The 18,665-nt window shown below is 38.2% G+C and carries 16 protein-coding genes; 15 read left to right on the forward strand and 1 reads right to left on the reverse strand.

Going from position 1 to position 18,665, the window contains the following annotated elements; genetic code table 11:
* Positions 1–146 precede the first annotated feature (146 nt).
* From mutS to trxA, 15 genes are all read left to right on the forward strand, one after another.
* The gene (gene mutS, locus CP357_RS06845; RefSeq protein WP_098036901.1) at positions 147–2,723 is read left to right on the forward strand and encodes a DNA mismatch repair protein MutS; all 2,577 of its coding nucleotides are present in this window, start codon (positions 147–149) and stop codon (positions 2,721–2,723) included.
* Positions 2,723–4,633, forward strand: a complete 1,911-nt coding sequence (gene mutL / locus CP357_RS06850) for a DNA mismatch repair endonuclease MutL (RefSeq protein WP_098036892.1) — start codon at positions 2,723–2,725, stop codon at positions 4,631–4,633. The genes mutS and mutL overlap by 1 nt, the downstream gene beginning before the upstream one ends.
* A gap of 3 nt (positions 4,634–4,636) precedes the next feature.
* Entirely contained in the window at positions 4,637–5,227 is a 591-nt protein-coding gene (gene ruvA / locus CP357_RS06855) for a Holliday junction branch migration protein RuvA (protein WP_098036893.1), read from the forward strand.
* Positions 5,228–5,274: 47 nt separating this feature from the next.
* A complete protein-coding gene (gene ruvB, locus CP357_RS06860) occupies positions 5,275–6,291 on the forward strand; it encodes a Holliday junction branch migration DNA helicase RuvB (protein WP_087176006.1) in 1,017 nt (338 codons plus the stop codon).
* Between the two features lie 58 nt (positions 6,292–6,349).
* Positions 6,350–6,763 carry a preprotein translocase subunit YajC gene (yajC, locus tag CP357_RS06865; protein ID WP_198995860.1) on the forward strand — a complete coding sequence of 138 codons (414 nt, stop codon included), beginning with the start codon at positions 6,350–6,352 and terminating at the stop codon, positions 6,761–6,763.
* A gap of 108 nt (positions 6,764–6,871) precedes the next feature.
* Entirely contained in the window at positions 6,872–8,323 is a 1,452-nt protein-coding gene (gene zwf / locus CP357_RS06870) for a glucose-6-phosphate dehydrogenase (RefSeq protein WP_098036895.1), read from the forward strand.
* Positions 8,316–9,437, forward strand: coding sequence for a DNA polymerase IV (gene dinB / locus CP357_RS06875; RefSeq protein WP_098036896.1), 1,122 nt, complete (start codon positions 8,316–8,318; stop codon positions 9,435–9,437). Before zwf ends, dinB begins: the two co-directional genes overlap by 8 nt.
* A 59-nt stretch (positions 9,438–9,496) precedes the next feature.
* Positions 9,497–10,453, forward strand: coding sequence for a bifunctional oligoribonuclease/PAP phosphatase NrnA (locus tag CP357_RS06880; protein ID WP_098036897.1), 957 nt, complete (start codon positions 9,497–9,499; stop codon positions 10,451–10,453).
* Positions 10,446–11,807 (forward strand): DEAD/DEAH box helicase, encoded by a 1,362-nt coding sequence (locus tag CP357_RS06885; RefSeq protein ID WP_098036898.1) that lies wholly within the window; start codon positions 10,446–10,448, stop codon positions 11,805–11,807. Before CP357_RS06880 ends, CP357_RS06885 begins: the two co-directional genes overlap by 8 nt.
* Positions 11,808–12,044: 237 nt before the next feature.
* The gene (gene alaS / locus CP357_RS06890; RefSeq protein WP_098036899.1) at positions 12,045–14,684 is read left to right on the forward strand and encodes an alanine--tRNA ligase; all 2,640 of its coding nucleotides are present in this window, start codon (positions 12,045–12,047) and stop codon (positions 14,682–14,684) included.
* Between the two features lie 60 nt (positions 14,685–14,744).
* A complete protein-coding gene (locus tag CP357_RS06895; RefSeq protein WP_003627753.1) occupies positions 14,745–15,002 on the forward strand; it encodes an IreB family regulatory phosphoprotein in 258 nt (85 codons plus the stop codon).
* A complete protein-coding gene (gene ruvX, locus CP357_RS06900) occupies positions 15,002–15,430 on the forward strand; it encodes a Holliday junction resolvase RuvX (RefSeq protein WP_025005181.1) in 429 nt (142 codons plus the stop codon). Before CP357_RS06895 ends, ruvX begins: the two co-directional genes overlap by 1 nt.
* 1 nt (position 15,431) lies before the next feature.
* Entirely contained in the window at positions 15,432–15,743 is a 312-nt protein-coding gene (locus tag CP357_RS06905) for a DUF1292 domain-containing protein (protein WP_025005180.1), read from the forward strand.
* A 62-nt stretch (positions 15,744–15,805) separates the two neighbouring features.
* A complete protein-coding gene (locus CP357_RS06910) occupies positions 15,806–18,163 on the forward strand; it encodes an endonuclease MutS2 (protein ID WP_098036900.1) in 2,358 nt (785 codons plus the stop codon).
* Between the two features lie 89 nt (positions 18,164–18,252).
* Positions 18,253–18,564, forward strand: coding sequence for a thioredoxin (trxA, locus tag CP357_RS06915; protein WP_014563092.1), 312 nt, complete (start codon positions 18,253–18,255; stop codon positions 18,562–18,564).
* Here trxA and CP357_RS10570 read toward each other — a convergent pair.
* On the reverse strand, positions 18,476–18,665 hold a 190-nt coding region (locus CP357_RS10570; protein WP_233187231.1), incomplete at its 5' end, for a hypothetical protein. The two genes, trxA and CP357_RS10570, sit on opposite strands and share 89 nt — an antisense overlap.

Below are 18,665 nucleotides of genomic sequence, written 5' to 3' on the forward strand. Positions count from 1 at the left end.
GGAACCGTACGTCCGGTGCAATGAGAGGGGCGAGAATTAAACTCCCTCTACTCTATTTCTCTTCCTTTATAGCGTATAATACTTAACAGTAACTCACTCTAGATGAAAATAGGAAAGGGACGTAAATGGCTGAGAAAACAACTCCTATGATGGAGCAATATTATGAAATAAAGAAGCAATATCCTGACGCCTTTCTTTTTTATCGCGTCGGAGATTTTTATGAATTGTTTGAAGATGATGCGGTTAAAGGGGCACAGATTCTAGAATTAACTTTGACACATCGCTCAAATAAGACCAAGAACCCTATTCCAATGGCTGGCGTTCCGCACATGGCTGTGGATACTTATGTGAATACTTTGGTTGAAAAAGGGTATAAAGTAGCTCTTTGTGAACAACTTGAAGATCCTAAAAAAGCTAAAGGCATGGTGAAGCGAGGCATCATTCAACTAGTAACTCCGGGTACTATGATGAATGAAGGACCTAATGATGCCAAGGATTCTAATTATTTAACTTCTGTAGTTACTACTAAAAGTGGCTTCGGTTTAGCTTACAGTGATTTATCCACCGGTGAAATTTATTCTACTCATTTGAAGAGCTTTGCCGCAGTTTCTAATGAACTTTTGTCTTTGAGAACAAGAGAAGTTGTGTATAACGGTCCATTAACTGAACAAAACAAGGACTTTATGCACAAGGTAAATATTACGGTTTCAGCACCTACACCAATTGAAGGCGAGCATGCGGAAATTTCTTATGTTGAACAAAATTTGACCAATGCAGCCGAAAAAGAGGCAACACGTCAATTAGTCGGTTACTTGCTTTCAACGCAGAAGCGAAGCTTAGCTCACTTACAAATTGCTAAGAGCTATGAAGTAAATCAGTATTTGCAGATGTCACATACTGTGCAAAACAATTTGGAATTAGTGGCATCAGCTAAGACCGGTAAAAAGATGGGGTCACTCTTCTGGATATTAGACAAGACCCATACCGCCATGGGAGGTCGTCTACTCAAGCAATGGTTGGCCCGTCCATTGTTAAATGTGGATATCATTAATCATCGTGAAGAAATGGTTCAAGCATTGCTTGATGGCTATTTTACTCGAGAAAATGTGATTGATGCCTTAAAAGGTGTATATGACCTAGAACGTTTAACAGGACGAATTGCCTTTGGCAATGTTAATGCCCGTGAATTATTGCAATTGTCGCGTTCTTTGCAAGCAGTGCCGGTTATTCTTGATGCACTTAATCAATCTGACAGTGATGTTTTGACAGATTTCGCCAAAAAAATTGATCCTTTAAAGGGTGTTGCTGAATTAATTTCTACTACTCTAGTAAAAGATCCACCACTTTTAACCACAGACGGTGGATTAATTAGAGATGGTGTGGATAAACAACTCGATCGCTATCGGGATGCCATGAACAATGGTAAAAAGTGGCTTGTTCAAATGGAAACTGATGAACGTCAAAAGACAGGCATTGACAACTTGAAAGTCGGTTTCAATAAGGTCTTTGGCTACTATATTCAAGTATCTAATGGTAACAAGAGTAAGGTGCCTCTTGATCGCTATACTCGTAAGCAAACTTTAACTAATGCAGAACGCTACATTACTCCAGAGTTGAAAGAGCATGAAAATTTAATTTTAGAGGCGCAGACTCGTTCAACTGATCTTGAATATGATTTATTTGTTCAATTGCGTGATGAAGTCAAGAAGTACATTCCTGCTTTGCAAAAATTGGGTAATCAATTAGCTGCCTTAGATGTTTATTGTGGCTTCGCTACAGTTGCTGAACAAAACAATTATTGTCGCCCATCTTTCCACACTGATAGTCAAGATATTGACGTCGTTAATGGTCGTCACCCGGTTGTGGAAAAAGTAATGACTGCAGGTTCATATATTCCTAATGATGTGAAGATGGATTCTGCTACAAATATCTTTTTGATTACTGGACCAAACATGTCAGGTAAGAGTACTTATATGCGGCAGATGGCGTTAATTGCCATTATGGCGCAAGTTGGTTCATTTGTCCCTGCTGATAGTGCAGCTTTACCTATCTTTGATCAAATCTTTACTCGTATTGGTGCAGCTGATGATTTGATTTCTGGTCAAAGTACTTTCATGGTGGAAATGAGCGAGGCAAACGATGCTTTGCAATATGCTACGAAGCGCAGTCTAGTTTTATTTGACGAAATTGGACGTGGTACGGCTACTTATGATGGTATGGCCTTAGCGGGTGCTATTGTTAAATACTTGCATGATAAAGTTGGTGCCAAGGCACTTTTTGCTACGCACTATCATGAATTAACCAGCCTTGATGAAACGCTTGATCATTTGAAAAATATCCATGTTGGTGCAACTGAAGAAAATGGTAAGTTAATTTTCTTACATAAAATCTTACCAGGTCCTGCTGATCAAAGTTATGGTATCCACGTTGCACAACTTGCTGGCTTGCCACGTGCCGTTTTACGTGAGGCAACTAAATTATTGAAGCACTTAGAAGCACAGGGGAGTGAACTGGCACCAGTTAGTCAGCAACTTGATTTATTTGCTCAACCAGTAACGGATTCTGATGAAATTGAAGATAATGACAGTGAAAATAGTCCGATGACCGATGCGGAACAAGATGTGCTTGATGATATTTCTAATCTTTATTTAGCTGATAAGACACCATTGCAAATCATGCAAATGGTAGCTGATTGGCAAAAGGACTTGAAGGATGATAAGTAATGGCTAAAATTCACGAGCTATCTGAAAATTTAACTAATCAGATTGCAGCGGGTGAAGTAATAGAGCGTCCTGCTAGTGTAGTTAAAGAACTTGTGGAAAATTCACTTGATGCTGGTGCAACGAGAATTAGAGTCGATTTTATTGATGCCGGATTAAAGCAAATTGTAGTCCAAGATAATGGAACTGGAATTGCACGTGATCAAGTAGATTTAGCATTTACTAGGCATGCCACAAGCAAGATTAACAATGAGCATGATTTGTTCAAGGTTTCTACTTTAGGATTTCGTGGTGAAGCTTTAGCTTCAATTTCCGCTGTTAGTCATGTCGAAATTGTGACAGCCACAGAAAATGTGATTGGGATTAAGGCAGAATTTAGTGGCGGCAGTAAAAAAGGCCAGGAAGATGCAGCGTCACAGAAAGGAACTAAAATTACAGTTCGAGACCTATTCTTTAACACGCCTGCGCGATTAAAGTATTTACGTAGTCCACGGACTGAAATTATGAAAATTGTGGATATTATTAACCGTTTATCTTTAGGTTATCCGCAAGTTTCGTTTACCTTGTCAAATACGGGTAAAATTTTACTCAGAACAACTGGCAATGGCAATTTAAAACAGACGATTGCTAATGTATATGGCCGTCATATTGCTGAAAAAATGGAAAGTTTTGAAGCAAAAGACAGTGATTTTAAGATTACAGGATTAATGTCCAAGCCGGAATTAACTCGTTCTACGCGCAACTTTATCTCGATCTTATTGAATGGCCGTTATATCAAGAATTTTCAATTGAATAATGCCATTATGGATGGCTACGGTTCAAAATTAACGGCACGTCATTATCCTATTGTCGTGATCGCTATTCATGTTGATCCATTATTAGTAGATGTGAACGTCCATCCCACTAAGCAAGAGGTACGTTTATCTAAAGAAAAAGAACTTAGTCGTCTGATCACTGGTGCTATTAGCGATGCTTTGCTAGATAAAACTGAACAAAGTAGTGGCTTTGCCAATTTAGAAAATAAACGTGAGACTTTAGTTGATCAATTAGAGTTCAACCTCAATCAAGACGTTGTCAATACAACGCGTAAGACGCCGGAAGTTCATGAAGAAGCTGAGAAGCCAGAGTTTTTAGTAAAACAAGAAGCTAAAAAAGCTGAGGAGCCTAAAAAAGAAACTACGCATAACTATGTGGATATCAATATTCCACGTGAGGATGATCAATATATCATTACTAAAACCTGGGATGAGAATGTTGCCTTGCAACAAAAATTGATGCCGTTTAGCAATAAAAAAGTAGATCAAGAAGTTATTTCGACGGGGGATGAAACTTTAGCCAATAATTTGCCGCGCCTTGCTTATGTTGGGAAAATGGATACGTATATACTGGCTGAAAATGATGGTGATTTATATTTGATTGATCAAGTGGCCGCCAGACGCCGTCTTCAATTTGAACAAATCTATCAAACTATTACTTCTAAAAAAATAGTGCAGCAAGGTTTGCTGACACCGATTGTGTTGGAATTTGGTAATTTGGATTTTTTGCAAATTAAAGATAAAATTGATCAAATTAAGCAACTAGGCATTTATTTAGATGAATTTGGTCAAAATAGTTTTATTGTGCGTTCGTATCCTACATGGATTCATGAGCATGTCGAAGAATCCATCCGTGAAATTTTGGATAATTATTTGAATCTTGATAAGGGTAAATCACAAAATTTATTTAAGCGAGTAGCAGCGTTAGAAGCTAAACGCAATGTTAAAGGTAAAATCAATTTATCCGCTGCAGAAGGTGCACAAATTATTGCGGATCTGCGTAAAACGTCCGATCCTTATCATGATGCAGATGGTCAGTTAATTTTAGTGCGGATAAGTCAGAACGAGTTAAGAAAAATGTTCAAGAAGGATGAATAATAAATGTACGAATATTTTGAAGGAATAGTTACAGTTATTACACCAAGTTATATCGTAGTCGATGTAAATGGCGTAGGTTATAAAGTATATAGCCCAACTCCTTTTGCTTACCAAAAGGGAGATAAAGCTAAGATCTTTATTGAACAAATTGTAAGAGATACAGGAATTACTCTTTATGGTTTTCAAAGTGAAGATGATAAGGGGCTCTTTCTTAAACTCTTAAGCGTTAGTGGGATTGGTCCTAAGAGTGCCTTAGCAATCATGGCAGCTGAAGATGCCAACTCTTTAGCCGAAGCAATTGAACAGGGAGAAGTAAAATATTTAACTCGTTTTCCTGGTGTCGGCAAAAAGACGGCGTCTCAGATTGTGCTTGATTTGAAGGGCAAGCTAGGCGATTATGTTGCTCGACTTGATCGTCAAGATGAAGAACAAGGAAATATCTCGCCAGCATTGAATGATGCTTTGTTAGCATTAATTGCTTTAGGTTATACTCAAAAAGAAGTCGACCGCATTACTCCTAAGCTTGAAGAAGTTAATGCAGATACAGCCGATCAATACATTAAAAAAGGTTTAGCATTACTGCTTAAGAAGTAGATCTTGCTATAATAGTAAATATTGATATAAGTGAGGAAGTGAAACTGGTGGCAGAAAATGAAGATGCAGTAACTTCAGGTGAAGTAGAAAATTCTGAAGAAGAACAAATGGAATTGTCTTTAAGACCCCAAACTTTGGATCAATATTTAGGTCAAAAGCGTGTTAAAAAAGAAATGTCCATTTATATTAAAGCCGCAAAACAGCGTGATGAGGCTTTAGATCATGTCTTGCTTTATGGACCACCAGGTTTAGGTAAGACAACTTTAGCTTTTGTAATTGCAAATGAACTTGGCGTGCATTTAAAGAGTACAAGTGGTCCTGCGATTGAAAAAGCGGGGGATTTAGTAGCACTACTTTCAGATCTTGATCCAGGGGATGTGCTTTTTATTGATGAAATTCATCGTCTTGCTAAGCCTGTTGAAGAAGTTTTGTATTCAGCAATGGAAGACTACTATATTGATATCGTAATTGGTGAAGGGCAGACTACACATGCTGTTCACGTGCCGTTGCCACCATTTACTTTGATTGGGGCAACAACCTTGGCTGGTCAATTATCTGCACCACTCCGAGATCGATTTGGTATCGTTGAACACATGCAGTATTACACAATTGATGAACTAGAAAAGATTGTCCAACGATCAAGTGATGTTTTCCATACTTCAATTGCACCTGAGGCGGCTCATGAATTAGCCCGAAGGTCTCGAGGAACGCCGCGTGTAGCTAACCGTCTTTTGAAACGTGTTCGTGATTTTGCGGAAGTTAAAGGTGAAAAGACAATTTCTCTTGCTACAACTGAAGGTGCATTGAAGCAGCTTCAAGTGGATGACGAGGGATTAGATCAGACTGACCGTCGTTTGTTACGGACAATGATTGAAGGCTACAATGGTGGACCTGTTGGCATTAGAACCTTGGCTGCTAATGTAGGTGAAGATATGGAAACAATTGAATCACTCTATGAGCCTTATTTGTTGCAGCATGGATTTATTTTGCTTACACCACGTGGGCGAATGGTGACAGACAAGGCATATTTGCAATTAGGTTTTCCTGTTCCAGGTGATAAATAATATTATTTTCTGTATAATAGACATAATATCTAGACAATAATTTTATGAGGTGAAAGATTTGAATACTTTATTTTTAGCAAATGCTGGCGCTGCTGGTGGCAGCAACATGATGATGATCGTCTTATTTATCGTTTTGATCGGTTTTACTTACTTTGGTATGATTCGTCCGCAAAAGAAGCAACAACAACAAAGATTGCAAATGATGGATAAGTTGAAGAAGGGTGACGGCGTTGTTTTAGTTGATGGTTTGCACGCTAAAGTTGATAAGATCAACAGTGACAAGACTATCGTAGTAGATGCAGACGGTATTTACTTAACTTTCGAAAGAATGTCCGTTCGCCGCGTTATTCCTGCTGCAGCACCAGTTGAAGAAAATGATGCTCCTGCAGCAGATAAGACTGAAGATGCACCTGCTAAAGAAGATACTAAGAGCACTGATGCTTCTTCAGATGAAACTAAAGAAGACAAATAATTAATAATAGCAAAAGCGTCAATTCAGACGCTTTTTGTTTTGCCATGAAAAAGCTTGTTGTAAAATAGAAATGATTTAAAAAAGCAAATTAAAGAAAAGGATAGTATTATGAAAAATATTCCTGTAGTTATGATTATTTTTGGTGGTAGTGGTGATTTAGCTCACCGTAAGCTTTACCCAGCTTTGTTTAATTTGTATCAACAAGGCTTAATTCATGATAATTTTGCCGTAATTGGAACAGCTCGTAGACCTTGGTCACACGAATATTTACGTGAACAAGTTAGTGATGCCGTTCATGAAACTCACGATGAGGTTGATGAAAATAGTTTAAAGCATTTTGCTAGCCATTTTTACTATCAATCACATGATGTTACAAATGTTGAACACTATGAGACACTGAAAAAATTAGCTCAAGAATTAGACGATCGTTATTGCGCACATGGAAACCGTCTCTTTTACATGGCAATGGCCCCAAGATTCTTCGGTACGATTGCTACACATATCAATGACCAATGCTTAACAGGTAGTGGCTTTAATCGAATCGTAGTAGAGAAGCCGTTTGGTCATGATTTGGCATCTGCCGAAAAATTAAATAAAGAAATTACCGCTTCATTTAATGAAGATGATATCTTTAGAATTGACCACTATTTGGGCAAAGAAATGGTTCAAAACATTATGCCAATGCGTTTTACCAATCCTTTAATCAAAAATATTTGGTCAGCTGATTACATTAAAAATATTCAAGTTACTTTAGCAGAACGATTGGGAGTAGAAGCACGTGGTGGTTACTATGATACTTCTGGCGCTTTGCGTGATATGGTTCAAAATCATATCTTCCAGATCATTACTTTGCTTGCTATGCCAGAACCTAAAGATTTAACTTCTGCTAGTGTCCACAAGGCTAAGCAAGATTTGCTTGAAGGCATGATCATTCCTAGTCCAGAGGAAGTGAAAAAAGATTTTGTTCGCGGTCAATATTTAGGTAGTGATACTACTTTTGCTTATAAACAAGAACCAAATGTAGATGAAAATTCTACTACTGAGACCTTTGTAGCTGGTAAAGTTAAATTTAAGGAAGGCCCAATTGCTGGGGTACCGATTTACTTTAGAACCGGTAAAGAATTTAAGGAAAAGAAGAATAGAATCGATATCGTATTAAAGCATATCAATAATCCTTATGGTCAAGCTCATTCCAACAATATTACGATTGAGATTGATCCTACTAGCAAGATTTATATCACCATTAATGGTAAAAAGATCGATCAACCAGGAATTAGACGCGAAGATTTAACCTATGAATTTTCAAAATCTGAAATGGTAAAAGTTCCAGACGGCTATGAGCGGCTTTTACATGATGTTTTTGTCAATGATTCAACTAACTTTACCCATTGGAGCGAATTAAAACGTTACTGGGAATTTATCGATTCTGTTGAAGCTGATTGGCAAAAAGAAAATGAAGCAGGCAATGCCAAAATTGCTCAATATTTGCCATATAGAATGGGCCCAAAGGAAGCAAACGATATCTTCGAGGCTCCAACGGAACATTGGATTTATGAATAAGCAAAATTTATTGCCGCAAAACGACATCCATCGTCGGATTATACATCTGGATATGGATGCTTTTTACGCTTCAGTTGAAACTCAAAGAAATCCAGAATTAAAAAATAAGGCACTAGTTATCGGGCAAGATCCTCGTAATAATGGTGGGCATGGAGTTGTAGCAACTTGTAATTATATAGCTCGAAAGTACGGCGTTCATTCGGCAATGCCTGCGATTAAGGCGGTTAAGTTGATTCCAAAGTCGGAATTAGTTTTTATTAGACCTGACTTTAAGAAATATCGGAGCGTATCAGCTGAGATCCATTCTTTTATGCATGATATTACAGATAAGGTAGAATCAATTGCTTTAGATGAAGCTTATCTTGATGTCACCCATAATAAGTTAGGACAAAAATCCGCGGTCCAATTAGCAATTAGCTTGCAACGCCGAATTCGAACAGAGCTTGGACTGAATTCATCTTTTGGTGTTTCTTATAATAAATTTTTGGCTAAAATGGGGTCAGAATATGCCAAGCCCTTTGGCAGAACCGTTATTTTGCCTGATGAAGCTAAGCAATTTTTAGGGATGCAAAAAATCGAAAAATTTCCAGGCGTAGGTCCTAAAACGCAAGAACAGTTACATGAGATGGGGATTTATACAGGTGCGGATTTGCAGCAGGTTGATGATTTTGTTTTAATTAAAAAGTTTAAGAAGATGGGCTACTTCTTAGCGCAGCATGCACATGGGATTGATTTGCGCCCGGTCATTGCGGATTCAGATGCAAATCGTAAATCGATTGGTATGGAACGCACTTATGAACCGGCTATTTATACACGTGATGAAGTGTTGACGCACATTCGGCATTATTGTAAACATTTAGAAGAAGAACTAAAAAAGCGTAACTTTTTTGCCCAAACTGTAGTAATAAAAGTTAGAGATAATGATTTTGATACTGTGACTAAGCGCAGAAAATTGACGAAACCGTCGAATAGCCAGTATGATTTCTATGACAGTGCTCGTGATTTGTTTGATAAAGCCAGTAACTTTTTAGAAAAAGGTATTCGGTTAATCGGGGTAACTGTGACTGATTTTAAGCAGGATGAATATCAAGCAATCAATTTATTCGATTACTAAAAGAAGTCCTTTTTCTGGTAAACTAGATACAGATAATTTTTAGAAGATGAGGAAAAATAATGAGTAGTTTTGATGACATTTACGAAAAAATCTTACAATATCCAACTATTATTTTGCACCGTCACACTAGTCCTGACCCAGATGCAATTGGTTCACAAGCTGGATTGGCTCGTGCAATTATGGAAAAGTTCCCAGACAAGCGCGTACTTTGTGCTGGTGAAAACGATGAAGGCGATTTAGCTTGGATTAATCATATGGACCAAGTTAAAGCAACTGATTACGAAGGTGCATTGGTAATTACTACTGATACTGCTAATACCCCAAGAATTTCAAACAAGCTTTACGACAAGGGTGACTTTTTAATTAAGATCGACCACCACCCAGATGTAGATCCATACGCTGATATGAGTTATGTTGATCCTAATGCTCCAGCAGCTTGTCAAATCATCGTTGACTTCTTAAATGAAGAAGGCTTTAAGATTACTCCAGAAGTCGCTTACCCACTTTACGCAGGTATTGTTGGCGATACTGGTCGTTTTATGTATCCAGAAACTTCAGAACATACCTTTAAAGTAGCAGCTCAACTTGCTTCAACCGGTATTGATATTACTGAAATCGCTAGAAACATTGCCGATGTAACCTTTGATGAAGCTAAGCTTCAAGCATTAGCAATGGACAAGATGGAAATCGATCCAGTTGGTGCTGCTTACACTATCTTGATGCAAGATGATTTGAAGAAGTTAGGTTTGACTGATGATCAAGCTAATGTTGCAGTTTCAACTCCAGGTCGAATCAAGGATGTTTTGGCTTGGAACGTATTTGTTGAAAAGCCAGATGGCACTTTCCGTGTGCACTACCGTTCAAAGGGTCCAGTAATCAATGAATTAGCTGCTAAGCATGATGGTGGTGGCCACGCATTAGCAAGTGGTGCCAATGCTAAGGACATGGACGAAGTAAAGCAAGTCTTTGCCGAAGTTGTTGAAGTAACTAAGAAGTATAAAGAAGATCATGAATAATATTTTCGCAGATTCCAGAATTAAACCAGCTATTCAAGAGGGGTTAAAGAAGATCCATTTTGAAAAGCCAACTAAGGTGCAGGAAAAAGTTATTCCCGCAATGCTTTCTGATTTAAGTGTTGTAGTACAAGCTGCAACTGGGTCAGGTAAGACACATGCTTATTTGGTGCCTATCTTTAATGAAATTGATGAAGATGCTCACTATGTACAAGCAATTGTGACTTTGCCTAGTCGTGAATTAGCTGATCAGCTTTATCAAGTGGCACGTCAATTAAGAGATGCGGCAGGGATGCACTTTTCTATCGCTCACCTTGCTGGTGGTACTGACCGTGAACGTCAGTTAGAAAAGTATCAAAATAATACGCCACAGTTGGTAATTGCCACTCCTGGACGACTCCTTGACTTTGTACAAAAAAAGGTATTCGTTGTTGATCAAGTTAAAACTTTTGTTATCGACGAGGCTGATATGACTCTTGACATGGGCTTTTTGGCTGATATTGATCAAGTAGCAAGCAAGATGCCTAAGGATGTACAAATTGCAGCTTTTTCAGCTACTATTCCAGTTAAGCTATCTAACTTCTTGCGTAAGTACATGGCTCACCCAGATCAAATCGTGATCGATAATCCAAGTGTCATTGCACCTACAATTAAGAATGATTTGCTTGATATTGGTTCAAAGAACCGTAAGAGCATTTTGTACAAGTTATTGACTATGGGTCAACCATACTTGGCTTTGGTTTTTGCAAATACAAAACAAACTGTTGATGAATTAACTAGATACTTGCAAGATCAAGGCTTAAAGGTAGCTAAGATTCATGGTGGGGTAACTGAGCGAGAAAGAAAGCGGACTTTGCGTCAAGTTGAGCAAGGACAATTTCAATATGTTGTTGCTTCTGACTTAGCAGCACGTGGTCTTGATATCGATGGGGTAAGTTTAGTTATTAACTATGAAATACCACGTGATATCGAATTTGTAATTCACCGGATTGGTCGTACCGGCCGTAATGGTTTATCAGGTCATGCGATTACTTTAATTCGTGAAGAAGAAATGAATCGAATCGAAGATTTGGAAAAGATGGGCGTTCATTTTGACTTTGTTGAACTTAAGAATGGTGAATTAGTACCACGTAAGCATTACCGCAGTCGTGAGAACCGTCAAGGTAAGAATCGCAAGCTTGATACTAAGTTAGTTGGTTACGTTAAAAAAGAAAAGAGAAAGCGTAAGCCTGGCTACAAGAAGAAGATTAAGCGAGCAATTCAAGAAGATAATCGTCAAAAGCGTAAGCTTGAACAACGTCATGAGATTAGAAAAGCTAAGCGTTTAAGAAAACGCAAGCGTGAACAAGGACGTTGACAGACGAGGATTTTGTAGTACAATTATTTTCAGCTTAAGATATGTCTATTAAAGTTGAATTTCAAAGAGAGAGCCAATTGGTGAGAGGGCTTAATTCGCTTTAACAGATGCTCCTTTAAGTTGTATTAATTAAGAATATCAAGAGGTAACAAACACTGTTGCAATCAAGGTGGTACCGCGCGCGGAGCGTCCTTGAGTAAGCAATGGTGTTTTTTATTTTGTTTATGGGAGATAAAAATGAAGAAACTAACTAGTTCAGAGTTTCGCCAAATGTTCCTTGACTTCTTCAAGGATCATGGCCATATGATTATGCCAAGTGCATCACTTATTCCACAAGATGACCCAACTCTTCTTTGGATTAACTCTGGTGTTGCTACTATGAAGAAATATTTTGATGGTTCAGTTGTACCAAAGAACCACAGAATTACTTCTTCTCAAAAGTCAATCAGAACTAACGATATTGAAAATGTTGGTAAGACCGCTCGTCACCAAACTTTCTTTGAAATGCTTGGTAACTTCTCAGTAGGTGATTACTTTAGAGATGAAGCTATTCCTTGGGCTTGGGAATTCTTAACTAGTCCTAAGTGGCTTGGCTTACCAAAGGAAAAGCTTTACTGTACTGTTTATCCAAAAGACGTTGATTCACAACGTGTCTGGGAAAAAGCTGGTATGCCAGCAGACCATATTGTTAAGTTAGAAGACAACTTCTGGGATATTGGTGAAGGTCCATGTGGTCCTGATACTGAAATTTTCTACGACCGTGGTCAAGAAAACAACGACGTTGCTGAAGACGATCCAGAAAACTTCCCAGGTGGTGAAAATGCACGTTACCTTGAAATTTGGAACATCGTATTTTCACAATACAACCACTTGCCAAATGGTAAGTACGTAGACCAACCACACAAGAACATCGATACTGGTATGGGGCTTGAACGTGTACTTTCAATTTTGCAAGATGCACCAACTAACTTTGAAACTGACTTATTCTTGCCAATTATTCACGCTACTGAAGAAATGACTGACGGTAAGAAGTACGGTGAAAACAAAGAGGACACTACTGCATTCAAGATTATTGCCGACCACGTTCGTGCCGTAAGTTTTGCTATTGCTGATGGTGCTCTTCCATCAAACTCAGGTCGTGGTTACGTTCTTCGTCGTTTGATTCGTCGTGCCGACCTTAACGGTCAACGTTTGGGCATCAAGGGGGCCTTTCTTTACAAGCTTGTACCAGTTGTTGGTAAGATTATGCAAAGCCACTACCCAGAAGTTATGGATCAACGCGGCTTTATCGAAAATGTAATTCAAAACGAAGAAGAAAGATTCCAAGCTACTCTTGATACTGGTTTGACTTTGCTTGATGACTTAATTGATAAGGCTAAGAAGTCAGATGGCAAGACCATCTCAGGTAAGGATGCCTTCAAGATGTTTGATACTTATGGCTTCCCATACGAATTGACCTTTGAATCAGCTCAAGATGCTGGCCTTAAGGTTGATAAGAAGGGCTTTGATGCTGAAATGCAAGCTCAAAAGGAACGTGCACGTAAGGCTCGTGGTGATCTTCAATCAATGGGTCGTCAAGATGTAACTTTGATGAACATTAAGGACAAGTCAGTCTTTGAACGTGATACTTATGAAGAACCACATGCCAAGCTTCTTGACATCGTTGTTGACGATAAGTTAGTTGACAAGGCTGATGGCGAACACGCAACTTTAGTATTTGATAAGACTCCATTCTACGCAGAACGTGGTGGTCAAGTTGCCGACCATGGTGATATTTACAGCCAAGATGGTGAACTTGTAGCTAAGGTTACTGACGTTCAACACGCACCTAACGACCAAAACTTGCACTTTGTTGACCTTATTTTGCCAATGGAAAAGGGCAAGGAATATATTTTGAAGATCGACAAGGAACGTCGTGAAGGTTTACGTCACTCACACTCAGCAACCCACTTGCTTCACGCTGCACTTCGTCAAGTTTTAGGTGAACATACTCACCAAGCAGGTTCATTAGTTGATCCTGACTACTTGAGATTTGACTTCACTGCTATGGAACCAATGACTCCACGTGAAATTAAGTCAGTTGAAGAATTAGTTAACCAAAAGATTTGGGAAGCTATCGATGTTAAGACTACTATCACTACACCTGAAGAAGGTGAAAAGATGGGTGCTTTAGCCCTCTTTGATGGTAAGTACGGTGACAAGGTTCGTGTTGTTCAAATGGGTGACTTCTCATCAGAATTCTGTGGTGGTACTCACTGTGATAACACTAACCAAATCGGTATCTTCAAGATTACTTCTGAATCAGCTGTTGGTGCTGGTATGCGTAGAATTGAAGCTGTAACTTCAAAGAAGGCATACGAATACTTAGCAAATCGTTCAGGTTTACTTGATGATATTCAAGCAGAAGTTAAGGCAACTAAGCCAGACAACATTATTGATAAAATTGACTCACTTGAAAGTGACTTACATGATAGTCAAAAGCAAGTTGAAGCTTTGACTAAGCAAATCAACCAAGCTAAGGCTGGTCAAATCTTTGATGATGTAAAACAAGCTGGTGACTTGACTGTAATTGCTACTATTGCAGATGTTAACGGCATGAACGACCTTCGTGAACTTGCTGACAACTGGAAGAGTGGCAACAAGTCAGACGTCTTAGTTTTAGCTGCTGAAAATGATGGCAAGGCTAATATGATTATTAGCTTGAATCAAAAGGCCTTAGACAAGGGTCTTAAGGCTGGCGACTTAATTAAGAAGGCTGCTCCAATCTTTGGTGGTGGCGGCGGTGGTCGTCCTAACATGGCTCAAGCCGGTGGTAAGAAGCCAGAAGGTCTTAACGACGCTATCAAGGCTGTGATCGAAGAAATTTCAAAGAACTAAGAATTAATTAATTGTGTTTAAGCTTTTTTTCAAGTAAAATTGTTGACAGGAGGAATAAATATGAGTTCGCTAGATAAGACTATGCATTTTGACTTTAACCAAAATAAAGGAAAGAATGTTTATGACACTCTGCAAGATGTTTACAATGCGCTTGAAGAAAAGGGCTATAATCCTGTCAACCAGATTGTAGGTTATTTACTTTCTGGCGATCCTGCTTATATTCCACGGCATAATGATGCCCGTAACTTAATTCTTAAGCACGAACGTGATGAAATTATTGAGGAACTCGTTAAGAGCTATCTTGGTAAGAATAAATAATGCGATTATTAGGTTTAGATATAGGCTCTAAAACTGTGGGTGTTGCGGTCAGTGATGAATTAGGAATTACTGCACAGAAGTTAGAAACTATTAAAATTGATGAAACTAGATATAATTTTGGGATGCGTCCATTAAAAAAGTTAGTTAGACAATATGAAGTAGATGGCTTTGTATTAGGTCTGCCTAAGAATATGGATGGCACTTCGGGAGCTTCAGTTGCCCGCAGTAAGGCTTACGGTAAAAGACTCGAAGAAAAGTTTGGCTTGCCCGTGCATTATTCTGATGAAAGATTAACAACTATCGAATCACGCCGAGTACTCGTAGAAGATGCAGGTATTCATGATCGTAAAAAACGTAAACAAGTGATTGATCAGATGGCAGCGGTGCTCATCTTGCAAAATTATTTGGATTTACACCGAAAGGATTAATATGGCAGCACAAGTTAATGGTGACGATCAAGATCGTCAAATTACTTTGATCGATGATCAAGGTAATGAAGAATTGTATGAAGTATTATTTACTTTTCATTCAGATGATTATGATAAGTCATACGTACTTCTTTATCCAGCCGCTGTTGGGGACGATGAAGATATTGAAGTACAGGCTTTCAGTTATGATGCAGATGACGCAGGTGATGTCACTAGCAGTGATTTGCATGAGATTGAATCTGATGATGAATGGGACATGGTACAAGGAGTTTTGAATACTTTCTTGGATGATGATCGCCTAAGTGGTAAATAATAAAAAAGGACTAGCTGCGGCTGGTCCTTTTTGTTAATTTATAAAAAGAAATATAAATAGCTATGAATGATAAAATTTTAAAGATCTTAGAGTTCGGTGAAATTACTAAAAGATTAAGTAAATTAGCAATTACCGCTCCAGCTAAAGATGCGGCATTGAAGTTAAGACCGAGTGATAATTTTGACCGAGTACAAAATGAATTAAAACAAACTTTAGCATTGGCTGACTTATTGCGAGTTAAAGGACAACTTCCGTTAACTGATTTTCAAGATGTTCATCCTAGCACTAAAAGATTGAGTGTAAAAGCAAATCTGAATGCTCAGGAATTGGGTAATTTACTTCTTGTTTTAAGCTTAGCCAATGAGATTAACGAATTTCTGGAAGATGTTGATGATGAAAAGCTTAACTTATCAGCTATCGATTCAGTTTTGGATCAGTTAGATGTTCCAGACCTTTTATTTAAAGAATTAAAAAAATCTGTTGATTATGATGGTGAAGTACTTGATACAGCTTCAAGCGCATTAGCACGTTTGCGTCACGATATGCGTAGTAACGAAGAAGACATTAAGAACCGGATGGATGCTTATACCAAAGGAAATAGCAGCAAGTACTTGTCTGAACAAATCGTTACTATTCGTGATGATCGCTATGTTATTCCAGTTAAGCAGGAATATCGTGGCAAGTTTGGTGGGGTAGTTCATGATCAAAGTGCAAGTGGTCAGACTTTATTTATTGAGCCTGAAGCAGTTTTGAACTTGAACAACCGCCAGCAAAACTTAATTGCTCAAGAAAAACAAGAAATCCGCAATATTTTGAAAAACTTGTCTGGCTTAGCTAGAGAAGAAATTGATAGCATCAATAATATTGCTAATGCATTAACTCGTTTAGACTTTTTGCAAGCAAAGGCAAAATTGGCTAAGCAAATGAAAGCTAGCGAGCCTAAGTTGACTCAGGATCATTCGCTGGAATTACGAAATGCACGCCATCCATTAATTGATCCAGAAAAAGTTGTTCCTAATGATATTCGTTTAGGCGGCGATTTTGATACAATGCTGATTACTGGGCCAAACACCGGTGGTAAGACTATTACTCTTAAGACCGCTGGCTTGCTGCAATTGATGGCTCAGTCTGGTTTATTTATTCCAGCTGAAGAAGGCAGTAAAGTTGGCGTATTCAAAGAAGTTTACGCTGACATTGGTGATGAACAATCAATCGAACAATCATTAAGTACTTTTTCATCACACATTAATGACATTATTGCCATTATGAAAAATGTAGATAAAGAAACCTTGGTTTTAATTGATGAAATTGGTGCAGGAACCGACCCAGAAGAAGGTGCCAGTTTAGCTATTAGCATTTTGGACTTTTTGCGCAAGAAAGATGCTAAGATCATGGTCACTACGCACTATCCTGAATTGAAGCTTTACGGATATAACAGACCACGCACTACTAATGCATCGATGGAATTTGACTTAAAGACTTTATCACCAACATACCATTTACAAATTGGTATTCCAGGTCACAGTAATGCTTTTGCGATTGCTCGTAGGCTGGGGATGCGTGAAGATGTAGTTAAAAATGCGCAAAACTTAATGTCAGATGAGGATTCTGATATTAATAAGATGATTGCTAAATTAAATGCGCAAACTAAGGCGGCTACTACAGCTCGCAACCGATTCGAAACGAGTTTAGATCGCAGTCAAAAACTTGAACAAAAATTGCAACAAGCGCTTGATTGGTACAACCAACGTGTTCAAAAGCAACTCGATTTTGCGCAAGAAAGAGCTAATGAAGTTGTAGCTAAGAGACGTAAAAAGGCTGATAAAATTATTGCCGAGCTGGAAAAGCAGAAAAATGCTGGCGTTAAAGAAAATAAAATTATTGAAGCTAAGGGTGAACTTAATAGCCTAGAGCGTCAGGCCCACAATTTAGCCCATAATAAAGTCTTACAGCGTGAAAAACGGCGTCATCATGTAAGTGTAGGGGATCAAGTAAAGGTCCTTTCATATGGACAAACAGGTACTATTACCAAGAAATTGTCTGAACATGAATATGAGGTTCAAATGGGGATCATTAAAGTCAAAGTTAGTGACCGCGATATTGAGAGAATCGATAAGAATAATACACAACCTAAGAAAAAATTGGTTAGAGCAACAAGTGCAATTAGACGTAGTAATGCACATAGCGAGTTAGACTTGCGTGGTCAACGCTACGATGAAGCCATGACTAATTTAGATCGTTATATTGATTCCGCATTACTGGCAGGTTTAGATATTGTAACTATTATTCATGGGATCGGTACTGGTGCAATCCGTAAAGGCGTTTGGCAATATTTGCGTAGCAGTAACCACGTTAAAGGCTTTAATTACGCGCCTGCTAACGAAGGCGGTAATGGTGCCACAATTGTTAAATTAAAGTAAGCAATCCTCTTGTAAAAAGTAAGTAAAACTGATATATTATTAATATAGATTTAAAGATAAAACGATATTAATTGAAAGAGGTAAAGCATATGGTTGATGCAATTACTGATCAAAATTTTGAAGAAGAAACTAAAGATGGCGTTGTTTTAACAGACTTTTGGGCAACTTGGTGTGGTCCATGTAAGATGCAATCACCAGTAATTGACCAATTGGCAGAAGAACGTCAAGATGTTAAGTTTACAAAGATGGATGTTGACCACAATCAAGAAACTGCTAAGAATCTTGGTATTATGGCTATCCCAACTTTGATTATTAAGAAGAATGGTCAAATTGTTGATCGTTTAACTGGTTACACTCCAAAGGAAAAGTTGAACCAAATTTTGGATCAATACGCTGGTTAATTAAAATAAAAAAATAAGTGTCTGGGAAAAAACTAACCCTCAGATGCCAAAAGACGATCAATCCAACTCTTAATTTGAGTTGCTTGACCGTCTTTTTCTTG

Source organism: Lactobacillus sp. UMNPBX6 (assembly GCF_002553975.1).
Lineage (GTDB): Bacteria > Bacillota > Bacilli > Lactobacillales > Lactobacillaceae > Lactobacillus > Lactobacillus gallinarum.